This window comes from Nonomuraea sp. NPDC048882 (assembly GCF_040649755.1).
In the GTDB taxonomy this organism is placed as follows: Bacteria; Actinomycetota; Actinomycetes; order Streptosporangiales; family Streptosporangiaceae; genus Nonomuraea; species Nonomuraea maheshkhaliensis.
Genome location: NZ_JBEZGB010000008.1, coordinates 182,827 through 195,388, shown reverse-complemented (window position 1 = coordinate 195,388; position 12,562 = coordinate 182,827). Strand labels below are relative to the sequence as shown.

At 68.3% G+C, this 12,562-nt stretch carries 15 protein-coding genes; 5 read left to right on the top strand and 10 right to left on the bottom strand.

Features of this window, described 5'->3' with window-relative positions; all coding sequences use genetic code 11:
- Positions 1 to 128 precede the first annotated feature (128 nt).
- Positions 129 to 434, top strand: coding sequence for a hypothetical protein (locus tag AB0C27_RS28330; RefSeq protein ID WP_357850276.1), 306 nt, complete (start codon positions 129 to 131; stop codon positions 432 to 434).
- 126 nt (positions 435 to 560) lie between these two features.
- On the opposite strand, the gene AB0C27_RS28325 is transcribed toward AB0C27_RS28330, so the two are convergent.
- Positions 561 to 992, bottom strand: a complete 432-nt coding sequence (locus AB0C27_RS28325; RefSeq protein ID WP_357850274.1) for a hypothetical protein — start codon at positions 990 to 992, stop codon at positions 561 to 563.
- A 19-nt stretch (positions 993 to 1,011) separates the two neighbouring features.
- Between AB0C27_RS28325 and AB0C27_RS28320 the strand changes: the two genes are divergently transcribed.
- On the top strand, positions 1,012 to 1,308 hold the full coding sequence (locus AB0C27_RS28320) for a hypothetical protein (protein WP_357850271.1): 297 nt from the start codon (positions 1,012 to 1,014) through the stop codon (positions 1,306 to 1,308).
- Between the two features lie 48 nt (positions 1,309 to 1,356).
- Here the strand turns inward: AB0C27_RS28320 and AB0C27_RS28315 are convergent, their stop codons facing one another.
- The 9 genes from AB0C27_RS28315 to AB0C27_RS28275 all read right to left on the bottom strand — a co-directional run bounded on the left by AB0C27_RS28315 (position 1,357) and on the right by AB0C27_RS28275 (position 9,638).
- A complete protein-coding gene (locus tag AB0C27_RS28315) occupies positions 1,357 to 1,584 on the bottom strand; it encodes a hypothetical protein (protein WP_357849406.1) in 228 nt (75 codons plus the stop codon).
- 936 nt (positions 1,585 to 2,520) lie between these two features.
- On the bottom strand, positions 2,521 to 3,360 hold the full coding sequence (locus tag AB0C27_RS28310) for an NAD(P)-binding domain-containing protein (RefSeq protein ID WP_357849403.1): 840 nt from the start codon (positions 3,358 to 3,360) through the stop codon (positions 2,521 to 2,523).
- Between the two features lie 433 nt (positions 3,361 to 3,793).
- Positions 3,794 to 4,282 carry a hypothetical protein gene (locus tag AB0C27_RS28305; RefSeq protein ID WP_357849400.1) on the bottom strand — a complete coding sequence of 163 codons (489 nt, stop codon included), beginning with the start codon at positions 4,280 to 4,282 and terminating at the stop codon, positions 3,794 to 3,796.
- Positions 4,283 to 4,370: 88 nt separating this feature from the next.
- On the bottom strand, positions 4,371 to 4,586 hold the full coding sequence (locus AB0C27_RS28300) for a hypothetical protein (protein WP_357849397.1): 216 nt from the start codon (positions 4,584 to 4,586) through the stop codon (positions 4,371 to 4,373).
- Between the two features lie 121 nt (positions 4,587 to 4,707).
- The gene (locus tag AB0C27_RS28295; protein ID WP_357849394.1) at positions 4,708 to 5,052 is read right to left on the bottom strand and encodes a nuclear transport factor 2 family protein; all 345 of its coding nucleotides are present in this window, start codon (positions 5,050 to 5,052) and stop codon (positions 4,708 to 4,710) included.
- Complete coding sequence (locus tag AB0C27_RS28290; protein WP_357849391.1) at positions 5,049 to 5,486, bottom strand: MarR family winged helix-turn-helix transcriptional regulator; 438 nt, start codon at positions 5,484 to 5,486, stop codon at positions 5,049 to 5,051. Before AB0C27_RS28290 ends, AB0C27_RS28295 begins: the two co-directional genes overlap by 4 nt.
- 870 nt (positions 5,487 to 6,356) lie before the next feature.
- A complete protein-coding gene (locus AB0C27_RS28285) occupies positions 6,357 to 6,884 on the bottom strand; it encodes an Lrp/AsnC family transcriptional regulator (RefSeq protein WP_357849388.1) in 528 nt (175 codons plus the stop codon).
- A gap of 161 nt (positions 6,885 to 7,045) precedes the next feature.
- Complete coding sequence (locus AB0C27_RS28280) at positions 7,046 to 8,311, bottom strand: serine hydrolase domain-containing protein (RefSeq protein ID WP_357849385.1); 1,266 nt, start codon at positions 8,309 to 8,311, stop codon at positions 7,046 to 7,048.
- Positions 8,312 to 8,762: 451 nt separating this feature from the next.
- Positions 8,763 to 9,638 carry a helix-turn-helix transcriptional regulator gene (locus AB0C27_RS28275; RefSeq protein WP_357849382.1) on the bottom strand — a complete coding sequence of 292 codons (876 nt, stop codon included), beginning with the start codon at positions 9,636 to 9,638 and terminating at the stop codon, positions 8,763 to 8,765.
- Positions 9,639 to 9,740: 102 nt separating this feature from the next.
- Between AB0C27_RS28275 and AB0C27_RS28270 the strand changes: the two genes are divergently transcribed.
- From AB0C27_RS28270 to AB0C27_RS28260, 3 genes are all read left to right on the top strand, one after another.
- Positions 9,741 to 11,177 (top strand): MFS transporter, encoded by a 1,437-nt coding sequence (locus AB0C27_RS28270; protein WP_357849379.1) that lies wholly within the window; start codon positions 9,741 to 9,743, stop codon positions 11,175 to 11,177.
- A 17-nt stretch (positions 11,178 to 11,194) separates the two neighbouring features.
- Positions 11,195 to 11,539, top strand: a complete 345-nt coding sequence (locus AB0C27_RS28265; protein WP_357849376.1) for an EthD domain-containing protein — start codon at positions 11,195 to 11,197, stop codon at positions 11,537 to 11,539.
- A 137-nt stretch (positions 11,540 to 11,676) separates the two neighbouring features.
- Positions 11,677 to 12,543 carry a hypothetical protein gene (locus AB0C27_RS28260; protein ID WP_357849373.1) on the top strand — a complete coding sequence of 289 codons (867 nt, stop codon included), beginning with the start codon at positions 11,677 to 11,679 and terminating at the stop codon, positions 12,541 to 12,543.
- The last annotated feature ends 19 nt before the right edge of the window (positions 12,544 to 12,562 follow it).

Sequence of the window (12,562 nt, the reverse complement as noted above, 5' to 3'; positions counted from 1 at the left end):
GCTCTACCGGCGTCTGGTCCGCGACTGTGAACACCGCCCGGCCAGCTCCGAATCGCGGGTGTACTGGGCGATGACCGACGTGATGTCCCGCCGTCTGACCGCGCTCCCGCCCCCTCCTGGCGGTCGACATGACCATGTTCGACGCGCGGGACTCGAACCCGGGCGCCTGGTTGCTGGACAAGATCGATGCCCGCGAGCAGGCGCTGACCTGCCAGATCGAACAGATCCAGGCGGAGATCGACGCGCTGACCGCGCGCGTCTGGGCGAACTCAGGGAGGCCACCGAACATTTACGGATCACCCGCAAGACGCTGCTCACCCTCGCGGCTGACACCGCCGATGACCCCGAACCGGCCACGCAATCCCCGGCACTGCCCGGCCATCCGCTCTACCAGCAGATTCTCACCGTCTTCGCCGACCGTGACCGTCCCTTAAGGGCGCGCGAGCTGTGCGAGGCTCTCGACCTGCCCCTGGCGCACAACAACATCCAGAACGTCCGGGTGAAGCTCAAACGCCTGGTCAGCCGCGCCATCCTCGCCGAGACCGGGCAGGCTTGTTCACTCAGCCACGCCCGTAATCGGCCGGGCCTGACCACTGGTCTGCACTACCCAGCTCAAGCGACGAAAGGGACATCAACTCGCGAACCGCCCTCTCGGAGGCGTAGAAGGCATCCAGCCGCGACCCGCGATGGGCGAGCTCGCGATGGCTGCGGTCGATCTCCAGCCGCTCCCCGGCAATCTTGACGATCGCCTCGCGTTCCCACGGCAGCAACGCGTGCAGGGCGATCTCCGGACCAGGCCTGGCGTCATCGAGCCGCCCGAGGACGGCACGCACTTGCCGACGCAGCACCCGCACGTGATCCAGCCCCAGCGTCGCTGCCGCCTGCCGGGTCGACCAGCCGCCCGCACATGCCGCGTCCGCGACGAGTTCCAGCAGACCGGCCTTGACGCGGGCGCCGACTCGCGGCGGGACCAGGCCGGCGTTCAGCCCCAAAGCGAATTCCCTGGTGCAGATGCAAGGCGACAGCCTGCTCGGTCACCGTGGCACGCAGCCGCTCGATCTCACGCCGGGCGGCCTCCAGTTCGACCTGCTCGGGACTCTTGCCCGGACACCCGACGGCCGAGGCACCCGCGAGCGCGTCCAGGGCGCCCTGCTTGGCAGTCTTGCAGATCTGGTTCACCGTCATCCGGCTGACGCCGTACTTGCCGGCCGCCTGGCCCTGGGTGGCCTGGCCGGTGAGCACCTCGACGAACACCCGGTACTTCACCGACGGCGCCAGCCGCGTATCGTCAGCCCCCCCACGAACTGAGGTCGGCGTCGTTCGCGCGGCCGCCGCTTCGCTGCAGGGGCGGCTCGGTCACGGGTCGTAGAAGCCGTTGTCCTCGACGTCGTCCAGGTTCTCCACGATGGGCACAAGCGGCTTGTCGGACAGATCCCCGAGGAAGTCGTCCGGGTCGTCACCGTACGGATCGCGCGCGGGGCGCTCGGCGTCGAGCACGGCGGCCAGGCGCTCGCCGAACCGCACCTGTACGTCCTGGCGCTGGCGCTGGCCGAGCCGAGCGTCGACCCCGACCATGCCGTCCATTTGCAGCGCCGTGGACCTTGTCCTCGTCGCCTCCTCCGCGTGGGGCAGGAGGCTCGGAAGCGGGCCAGCGCGTCGGCCACTGGGAGCAGCGTACGCCGAAACTTCCGGACCTTTCCATGACAAGCACTGATCGTGATTCCGTCGGAGCCATCTCCAGCAGGGCGGCCGAGCTCTTCCGGAGCATTGGTCAGGACCGAGACGACGGGTCGTCGCCGGCCCCGGCGGCGGTACCGATCCAGACGTTGCAGTGGGCGCACCAGTCGCGTGCGCTGGCCATGTCGGGGAAGATCCGGTACGGGCCGTAGATCTCCTTGGGCCAGCGTCGTTCGTGCTCGCCAGCGTGCTGGTCCGCTGTCTGGGTTTTTGGCGATCTCTTTTGAGGTGGGCGTCCTGGGCGCGATAGGTGGCCGCGCGATCGCGAGCCTCGGCCGCGCTTCTTGGCGTCGCGGGCCGATCGGCCGCGGCCGCCGTGGGTGGCGACCCGGTCCAGCAGCTCGGTCAGGGGGTCCATCCGGGCCGTGCCGCCGGAGACGGGCCGCTCGCCGGCATCGCGGCCGTCGGCCCGCGCATGCGCGATGGCCCACGTGTCCAGGTAGGCGGCCGTCTCGTCCGGGCGTTGAGGTTCCGGCCGGCATCCGATTGTAAGTACGTGTCTCCAGCCCGCCGCTGATCCCGTAGATCTCGTCGATCACGATTGGACGCCTGACCGCTTCCTTCCCACTCCTCAACGACCTGGCGGAACTTGGTGTGCGTTCGAACTGGACATGAGCAAACAGCTCGACCTCGGGCCGGTGCCGGGACTGGATCTGGGGGAGGCTGACTGACCCGGGTCGTCATGGTCAGGGCACGTCGGCCAGTCGTGGTTCCCTGCCGGTGTGGGGTCTTTGAACCGGAAGCCGCTGCTGTCAGCGACCGGGTCTCCTCCCTGCAGCGCGGTCAGCAACGTTCGTAGTCACGGATATGGCGAGGCCTCGATCTCCTTCCGCGGGCCAGGCAGAGCCAACAGTCCTCGTTGGCCGGCTGGCCCTTCTCGTTCGAGGACGGCCCGTATGGGGTCCCCCACACCGGCGTGTCCGTCGCCTGCCGCCAGCTGTCGGCCAGTGGTCCCGCGTCCACGACGCTGTAGCCGATGGAATCGATGAATTCGGTCACCGCCGCCGTCGCCGGCGCGGAGTCCCCGGCGATCGGCAGGTAGGAGCGGTCCGCGGCCCCCGCCGGACGGGCGAGTGACTGCAGGTGCTTGAAGAAGATGTTGTTGAACGCTTTCACGACCATGGCGTTCGGGATGTACCGCAGCAGCAGTTCACTTGAGGTGAGCGACTCGCTGTCGAGCTCGGGGATATGCCCGTCACGTTCAGGGCCGTAGTTGCACGTGTCGATGACCGTCTTCCCGGCCAGTGGCGCGGCGGGCAAGTTGGGGAACGCCTTGACCGGCACCGTGATCACGACGATGTCACCGGCCGCCGCGGCCTCCCCGCTCGTCGCCGCGGACGCCTGCGGCCCCAGTTTCGCGGCCGTGTCCGCGAGCGTTTCTGGACCGCGCGAGTTGCTGAGCACGACCTGGTGCCCGGCCGCGATGGCGAGCCGCGCGATGGTAGTGCCGATGTATCCGCTTCCGATGAATCCCACAGTCGTCATATTCTCAGCGTCCCTCCCAAGAGCCGTATCCTTGCGATTCGCCGGACTGAGGTGCCTAGAAGATTCCGGACAGCCAGCTACAACGAGCAGGGATTCGCTTTCGAAACCCACGACCACAAATGGCACCCCATCGATCACGACGGTCTCGTCTTGATGTGTCGGCCCAAAGATCGGCCGGCAACCGCGGCGGCCTCTGCCCCTACCGGATGGAGCAAGGCATCCAAGCGCCGCCGTTACGGACAGCGCTGACCCACCAACTGCTTCATGCGCCACCGTGAGCAGGCGCATGGCGATGTTCTCGTCCGCGCGCCATTGATCGAGAGTGCCCAAATGTCCGAATCCTCGAAAGTGCTCGATCTGGGCGCCTTGGCGGGCTAACGCTGCAGGTCATCGAGAGTGCTCCCCGCGCACGCGGGGATGGTCCCGAACGCATCACCCGCACCGGCCTCACGATGACGTGCTCTCCGCGCACGTGAAAATGATCTTGGTGTCAAACGAGGTCCCGTGTTGAACGATCGACCGTCAGGGGCCCGCTCGACCTCGAGCTGCGTGCGTGCGGATGATGGTGGCTCTACGCTTCCTCATGGGTCAGGACCGCAGTCGATTCCTTATCAAGGCCCCGGGCATCCCTGGTTCTCACGCCAGGACCGGGCAGCTCTTCTTTACCCAAGGCCGCCTCGCTGCTCACTGTCGGGTCGGGGTCGTCGGGCGCGGTAAGGGCCATCGCATACACCGCGATGAGTCTGTCGTCACGTTCGGTTGCCAACCGCGCGGTGTCCAGGGCGTTGGCGAGTGTCCAGGTGGGACAGGTATCCACGATGCGCTGCGCGACGCCAACGACGTCACGGCCACGGACCATGAAGTAACGCATGCCGATAGGCCCATCATGCACGTAGTGGATAGAGGTGGCCCCATCCACGGTGGCCCAGGCATCCACCCATGTGGCCTGCTTTCGGTCGCCCACGCTGATCGCGTTCCAGTCCAGATCCCAGGCGACGCCTTGGACGTCGTCGTCGGTGACGTGTTGCCGCAGCACGATCCTGGTGGCGGAACTGGGCATCTGACCTCCGTTGTTCGTCATGTGCTCGTCTCGGCGAGGAAGCCGGGGTTCAGCAGTCGACTGGAATCAACATGATCGGCGAGATAGATCATGACACCTCGGGATTCATCCCGAAGGCCGCGGCGACGAGTTCGGCGTCTATGGGGTTGGCCAGGTCGATCAGACGAGTGGAGCGAAGCGTCCGCGGTGAGATGCCGGACGGGTCCAGAACGTGGCTGACATAGGCGACGGATGCCGGGTTCCGCCCCGCTTTGGTGACCATCAGATGAGGGTTGCCGGTGCGCTGGTTCTCGCGGTGGGCCACGCACCTTTGGACGCTGGTCCAGCTGACTCGGCAACCTTGGTCCCTCGAGGCTCTTCTCCCGAACGTGTCGCAGTCGCCGAGTGGCTCCGTGATAGATCTCGGTCGTGGTTCGGGGCCGGCTTCAGGAGTCGCGGCGCAGGGAGGACAGTGCCCACAGTTCGGCGATACGCCCGTCGCGTACCCGGAAGATCTCCAGCATGGTCGGTGGCTGCCGGCCGGGAACGCCCCGCACGCTCGTGCGGACGGCGGCGGTGTCGCCCTCGACGACCATGTCCTCGACGATGACCTGCGCGTCGGGGAAGGCCTCGTGGAACTGTTGCCAGGCCCGGGTGACGCTTTCGGGTCCGGTGGTGCCCAGGGGATGACTGAAGAAGTCCGTCGTGAAGATCTCTTTTGTGGCGGTGTGCTCGTGGGCGTTGAACGCCGCGTACATGCGCCACGCGGCGGCCCGCACTTCGTCTGTCATCGGCTCTCCTGTGCGGTCACGTTCGCGCGGATGCGCCGTAGGACGTCCAGCACGATCTCCTGCTGTTGTGCGGTGGCACCGGCGAGCAGTCGCTCCTGGTACGCCTGGTGCGATCGCTCCAGGTCGGCCGCTACCCGTTCGCCGGCGGGGGTCAAGGCGGCCAGGGTGTAACGGTTGTCAGCCGGGTCGAGACGACGCCTGACAACCCCTTCGGCCTCGAACTCCTTGATCAGCCGGGTGACGCTCGCACCGTCGATGCCCAGCGCCTGGCGCAGATCGCTGTGGCTGGTCTCGCCGTTGCGCCGCAGCCGGACGAGCACCTGTACTCGGTGTGGGCTCATGCCCACGTGCCGGGCGAATGCCTGCCGCAGATCGGCGCATACGCCGCCGAGCTCGCGGAAGAACGTGTCCTCGGACGTCTCTTCATGCACCATCTATTTATATTGACAACTCTTGATGTCGTCAAGAGTTGTCCATCGAGGGTTCCCGGGGAACCGGCTTTCGAATTCGCCAGCAGCTCCGGACTCGTTGATCACCAATCTGGCCCTCAACCTGCTCGGCTCTGTTCTCGCCTGCGCAGCCGGCTGGGTAGCCACCTGAAAAGGCCAGGTCAGAGATGGGTTCTGCCCATCATCGACAAGCTCTGACAAGCCGCGCGACCGAACCTCGCCGACGGCACGCGCCCAGCGGATGGGCGTGCCGTCGGCGAAGGGCGCGTAGTCGCCTCAGGGATGGTCCGGCCCCTGGGTCACCCAGAAATTGATCCGGGGAGTATTTTTAGGACACCACACCTCCGAGATGCCAGTCCCTCCGGTCATGTTGCCGTCATAGGCCGGACCCCCTCCGTCGGCGCACTCGAGGTGGACCTGATGCCAATGCATCCAGGTCTGCGGCTTGCAGAGCGACCGAGCCCCGAACTGCTCGTACTTGATGAGGCCCCCGCCGATGCGGTGAGTCGGCTCCGCCCAGCAGGGATCCGCGCGGGCCTGCTGTCGTGCCGTGGTCGAAGCTCGCGCGGCGGGGATGCTGAGCACGCTACCTGCCGCTGCCGCGACCAGTAGCGCGCCCGCGATCCGGCGTTTCAATGGAGTCATCGCCCCTCCAGGGGATAGGCACGCATCGCATTCGCGCGATTACCCAGAGTGTAAGTTTCCCTGTCTGTCGAGGCCAACAGGTTTTCCTGCTGCATGGGAGCGGCCTTCCGGTGGTGGCCAGAAAAGGTGTGCGATGAAGGGATCCATCGTGATCTCGCGTTCTGAGGTCGCTCGTGCCGACTGATCAGATCTGTGGCGGAGCGGCGCCGCTCACAGCAGTAGTGCTCCCGCACGTTTGACCGTACGGATGATCGGTGCGGTCTCCATCGCATTGATCCCCTCCAGCGAGGCGATCCGTTCGGTCAGGAAACGGCCGAGATCTGTGGTGCTGCGGCAGGCCAGCGCCACCAGCAGATTGGTCGAGCCGGTGGTGAGCGCGGTGAAGGAAACCTTGGGCTGCTGGGCCATGGCCTCGGCGATCCGCACGACGCGGGCGGGCTGAGCGTTGATCCACAACCGGGCTTCCACGGGAAAGTCGATCGCGGCCGGTGCCAGGTCGAGCTGGAAGCGCAGGATCCCGGCGCGGCGCAGCATGGCCAGGCGGCGCCTGACCGTGGACTCCGACCAGCTGGTCACTGCGGTCAGCTCGGCGTAGGAGGCTCGACCGTCCCGGTTCAGCGCATGCGGCAGGGCCCTGTCGCCCTCATCCAGCTCGACCGGTCCGCCGGACGGCTCCACGGGATCCGGCGCCGCAGCGATCATCGGCGTCGCCTCCGGCCTGATGGCTGTGATCATCATCCGTCCGGCCCCCGTGCCAACCCACGCCTGATCTGCCCGCCGCATCCTTCAAGTCGCCTCGGACGGCGTGTGAAGCCCCTGAACGGTGGCTGGGCTTCGAAGGCCGCCCGACCCCGGCCGCCCGAGGGAACTGATTCACGTCACCTGGGCACTCCCGCCCGCTACGGTGCGGTGGCGTGGAGCTCTCGGATGAGGGAGCCCGGCACCGGCTTGCCGAGCATGTGGCAGACGGCCACCTTCTGGGCGGCGAACTCCACGTTGGTCCAGCGGGTGATCCCGTCGTTGGGTGCGAGGTCGGAGGCCTTGCCGGTGCTGTCGCTGATGGCGGTGCGGCGACCGTCGCCGGAAACCGCGGTCGTGCTGTGGTGGCCCTGGGTGTCGCCGCCGTGGCCCCATGCCGTCCCGCAGGGCGTATCGAACTTGATCAGCCCGAGACCGTAGCGGCCCTTGATGGGGAATTCGGGCGGTAGGGCGACAGTGGTCTTCATCTGCCGGAGCTGCGCACGGGAGAACAGTTCGGCTTCGAGTAGGGCGGAGTAGAAGCGTGACAGGTCGCTGCTGGTGGAGATGACCGCCCCGGCGGCGCCGGCCCAGCCGCCGATGTTCGCCCCGGTGTGATCGGTGTACTTCGGGGTGCCGTCGGCGAAGACGATGGCGTATCCGTGAGCGTATCCCGGGCCGGTGTTGGTGGCCCGCGGGTTGGCGTAGTAGGTGTGCTTGAGGCCGAGCGGGCGGGCGATGCGCTCGCGTACGAGGTCGGCGAGACTCGAGCGGGTCAGCTTCTGCGCGATCATTCCGAGCAGGGTGTAGTTCGTGTTCGAGTACGACCAGCCCTTGCCGGGGGCGAATGTCGGCGGGTGGGCGAAGGCGGCGTTGAGCAGCTCTCGCTCGGTCCAGTCGTGGTGCGGGTCGTTCTGCATGAGAGCCAGCACCTTGGGGTCGCCGGTGTAGTTGAACAGGCCGCTGGTGTGGTTGAGCAGCATGCGCACGGTGATGTTGTCGCCGTTGGGGACGACGCCGGGCAGGTACGTCGAAACGGGTGCGTCGAGGGTGACGGCCTTCTTGTCGACCAGTTGCAGGATCAGCGTCGCGGTGAAGGTCTTGGTGTTGCTGCCGATCTCGAACTGGTCGTCCGCACGCAGTGCGCGGCCCGTGGCCATGTCGGCGACTCCGGCGACGGTGGTGGAAACGCGCCGGCCGTCGTTGATCCGTGCCAGGTAACCAGGGTTGCCGATGGCCAGCATCTGCTGTGCGACGTCCCGCATGGAGCCGCCGGCCGGTGAGGCCGGGCGGGAGGTGGCGGCGGCGGGAGCGGCGACGGCGATCACCGAAATGGCCAGCATCGCCGCCGCGGTTGTGGCGACACCCACGGTGCGCCGACTGATGGGGTGCGTCGTCGTCGAGGCGGTCGGGTTGGTGAGGTTCATGGTCTTGTCTCCTTGATCAACGGCATGGGGCCCGGGGCTGCCTCGCCGCAAGGGGGTGGGGGCAGGCGTCTTCCGCGAAGCGCCGCGGCTGAGCGTCTGTTCTATTAGATGTATATCAGATAGAACCTGTAGCGTGCAGCTATCACTTGACCTCGACAGGGAGATGCCGATCTACCAGCAGATTCGCGACCGCATGGTGGGAGCCCCTGCCGCGCCGACAAGGAATCATCCGCAAGAGCGGCGCCCGTGCACCCGGGCGTCGAGCAGCCCACCACCGAGGCCGAGGCCGTCGCCGACTGGCGGCGACGCGCCCGCACGCTGCTCGCCGAGGCTGAGGTTCGCGGACTATGTCCCGTCCGCCGCGCAGGTCATGGCCTCGCGGCGCTGCGCGAGGATGCAGGTCCGGGCCGTCGAGGCATCCGGAGCGCCTGGGCTGTCGTGAGTGATCTCGTCAGGTCGCCGGACGCAGCCGCCGTACGTTCGCCGGACCGTCGATGACGCCGCGGGTGATCCGGCTCGCGAGCTCTTCGAGCCGTTCCCGGGTCGTCCGGTCCTCCGGCTGGTACACGACGACACGGGTGCGCGGGTTCGCCTGGAGCTGCATCGTGACGGTGCGCAGGGACAGCTTGCCGACGTGCAGCGACCGGATTCCCTTCACCCGGTCGGGATCGCTCGACACGTCCGCCTGGTCCCACAGGCGGACGAACAGCGGTGACTCCTCGCGGAGCCGGCCGAGCAGCGGCCCCCAGGCGGGATCGGTGACCGACTCGCCGTAGTACGCGCGCAGCCGGGCCACGATGCCCGCGCACTCCTGCTCGTGGTCGGAGTGCCCGGCGATCCAGTCGGGGTGGGTGAAGTGCAGGTAGGCACAGTTACGATCGCCCGCCGGCAGCGCCTCAATGTCGTCGATCATGAACCGGAACGGCGCGTTGTAGGCCAAGGGCTCGAACCACGGATTCATCGCCACCGCCGGCTGCGGGGAGAGGCTGTCCAGCAGCCCCTGCAACTGGCCGCCGACCTGCTCGAAGCTCGAAGGCTCCGCCGCGTGCCCGCCGAGGAGCAGCAGGTGCCGGCGTTCGCCGGGGGAGAGCCGCAACGCCTCCCCGATCGCCGTCAGCACCTCGACACTCGGTTGTACGTCGCGTCCCTGTTCGAGCCACGTGTACCAGGTGGACCCGACGTTCGCGAGAACCGCGACCTCCTCACGGCGTAGCCCCTTGACCCGGCGCCGGCCACCGCCACCGGGCAGGCCCACGTCCGTGGGCGAGAGCCGGTCACGCCGGGCCCGCAGGTAGGCGCCGAGCTCACGAGAACGTATGTCCGCCATGGCAACGAGCATGCCACGGCGGGGCCGGGCCAAGGTGGTGGTCTGAGCACCAGCATCACGGCACTCTGGAGGGCCGCCCGCCAGGGCCGCAGGGTGGGTGTCATGCAACGGACATGGCCGGTTCTCGTGGCGGCATTCGGAGCTACGTACACGTTCAGCATCGGCAACGTGACAGCCCCACGGCTCGGACCGGATCTCGGTGCGGATCGTGGCGAGGTCGCGCTCGTGCTGGCCGGCTTCGCGGTCACGTTCGCGGCCGGGCTGATCCCCGCCGGACGCCTCGGCGACCGGTACGGACGGCGGCGGCTGCTGGCCCTAGGGCTGGTCGCGGTTGCGCTGACGTCGGCGCTGGCCGCGGCGGCTCCCGGACTCTGGTGGCTGGTCGCCGCGCGGGTCCTGCAAGGTGCGGCCTCGGCGATCGTGATGCCACAGACGCTGGCGATCATTCAGACCTCGGGCAGCGGGGCCACCCAGGCGCGCGGGGTCGCGGCGTTCACCGCGAGTTCCGGGGTCGGCACCGTGGCGGGGCAGGTCGCCGGTGGCCTCGTGATGGGGCTGAGCCTGCCGTGGGCGGGATGGCGAGGGGCGGTCCTGACCTCCGCGATCCCCGCGGTGGTGGCGTTGCTGGGCGTGCGCCGGCTCCGGGCCGCCCCGCCGGACGGCACCGGACGGCCCGACCTCGGCGGCGCGCTCCGGGCGGCGATCCCGCTCCTGGCCCTGGTCGCCGGTCTGTCACTCGGCCCGGCGACAGACTGGCCCTGGTGGACACTCGCGCTGGTGGCGTTCGGGTTGCTGGGGCTGTGGGGTTTCTGGCGCAACCAGAGACGGCGCGAGTCGGCCGGATGTCCGGTGCTCGTCGCCCCCTCCAGCCTGCGGCCGCCCGCGCTGCGGATCGGGCTGTCGATGACCGTGCTGCTCTTCGCCGGGTACGGCGCGTTCAGCTACGAGTACTCGATGTTCACCCAGGTCGGTCTCGGGTTGACGCCGGTCGGCTCCGGGCTCGGGCTGGCCGCGTTCGCGGGGGCTTTCGTCCTCGCGGGACTTCGCATGCCGCGCATCACCGCGCGGTTCGGCGACCGCACGATGGAGGTGGCCGCCGGCCTGCTGGCCGCCGGTCTGGTCGTGCTCGGCCTGGCCTCGTGGTTCGGCCAGGGCAAGGGCGCGGCGGTCTGGATCGGCTGCTTCCAGGTGATCGGCCTGCTCCTCGGCGCGGCACAGGCGAGCCAGTACGGCCCCCTCGTCGCGACGGTCATGGCAGCGGTGCCCGATCGAGTCGCGGGCCTGGCCGGAGGACTGTTCACCACCGCGCAACAGGCTTCGCTCGCGCTCGGCATCGCCACGATCGGCGCGATCCCCGGCACGCTCGCCGTGTCGCTCGGCTGGGAGCGCGCCTTCGCGGCGGGGCTGGGCGTTCAGGTGGTCACGACCGTGCTGTTCTGGGCCCTGGCAGGGCGGCTGCGCGGCTACGACGCCCGCCATGCCCCGGACGGAAACGACCCTTCGACCACGTCACTTTCCTTGTCAGAAAACAATCAGTAGAGGATGGGTATTCACTCATGATCAAGATGATCATCACGTTGAAGCGCCGCGAAGGCATGACGCACGACGAGTTCAAGCACTACCAGCAGAACATCCACCGGCCGCTGCTCATGTCGATCCCGGAGTCGGAGCGCTACATCCGCCGGTTCGTCGTGTCGTACCCCGTTCCGGCGCCCCGGTACCCCGCATCGGAGTACGACTCGGTGGTCGAGGCCTGGTTCGACGACATGGCCGGCCTTGAGGCCCTGTTCTTCAGCGAGAACTTCCTGAAGATCGTCGACCCCGATCACGAGAACTTCATCGACCTGTCGACGTTCGGGCGCGTCATCTGCGAAGAGGACGTCGTCATCGATCGCGGCTAGGGCCGTAACCGCGCGAACTCCGGACCCGGTCGGCTCGGAGCGCGGTGCCGGTGTTGCCACCGGCCCGTCGCTCCGAGCCGCCGCCGTGTCGCTCTCACCGGTGGACGCGGTACCAACCGGTCGGTATCTTCACCAGCATGACCTTGGAACGCCGCACGTGGCGGACGCTGGAGCCGTTGCACGGCATGATCTACTTCTCCCCGGACGCGCATGCCGCTTACCAGCGGCTCGGGCTGACCGGACGGATGGGGTACTTCGCCTCCCGGGCGGCCGCCTTCGGCCCGGTCTCCGCCGAGGCGGTGATCGCCACCTTCTACAACTTCAATCCCCAGGTGGTACGCAAGGCGATCCCGGCCGCATGGCACCTCGCTTCCCCCGCCGACATCCTGGACGCCCGGCTGAACGCGGCCGACACGACCTTGCGCCGCGTACTCGGCGACGCGGTTGATTCGCCGGAGATGTCCCGTGCCGCCGAGCTGGCCCGGGAGGCGGCCCAGGCGATCTCGGACGAGCTGAGCGGGCGGCCTCTGTACGCCGCGCACACCGCGCTGCCCTGGCCGGCCGCTCCGCATCTGGTGCTCTGGCATGCCGCGACCTTGCTGCGCGAGTTTCGCGGTGACGGCCACCTGGCCGCCCTGCTGGCCGCCGGCCTCAGCGGGATCGAAGCCCTCGTCAGCCACGCCGCCACCGGTGCCGTACCGGCTGAGACGCTCCGGACCACCCGCGGCTGGACCGAAGCCGACTGGGCGGCCGCCGAGAGCAGGTTGGAGGAGCGTGGCCGGCTCAGCGACGGCTCCCTGACCGAGCAGGGGCGCGGGGAACGTGAGGCCATCGAAGAGGCGACCGACCGGATGAGCAGGGCCCCCTACGCCGCGCTCGGCGACGATCGCTGTCAGGAACTGAGCTTCCTGGTACGCCCCTGGAGCAAGCAGGTGGTGGCCGAGCTGATGCCCTGGGCCGCGGCTCGCAACTCCGGAAATCTCCGGACGCCGCGAACAAGCTGATCATCACCGAAGGTGGGCC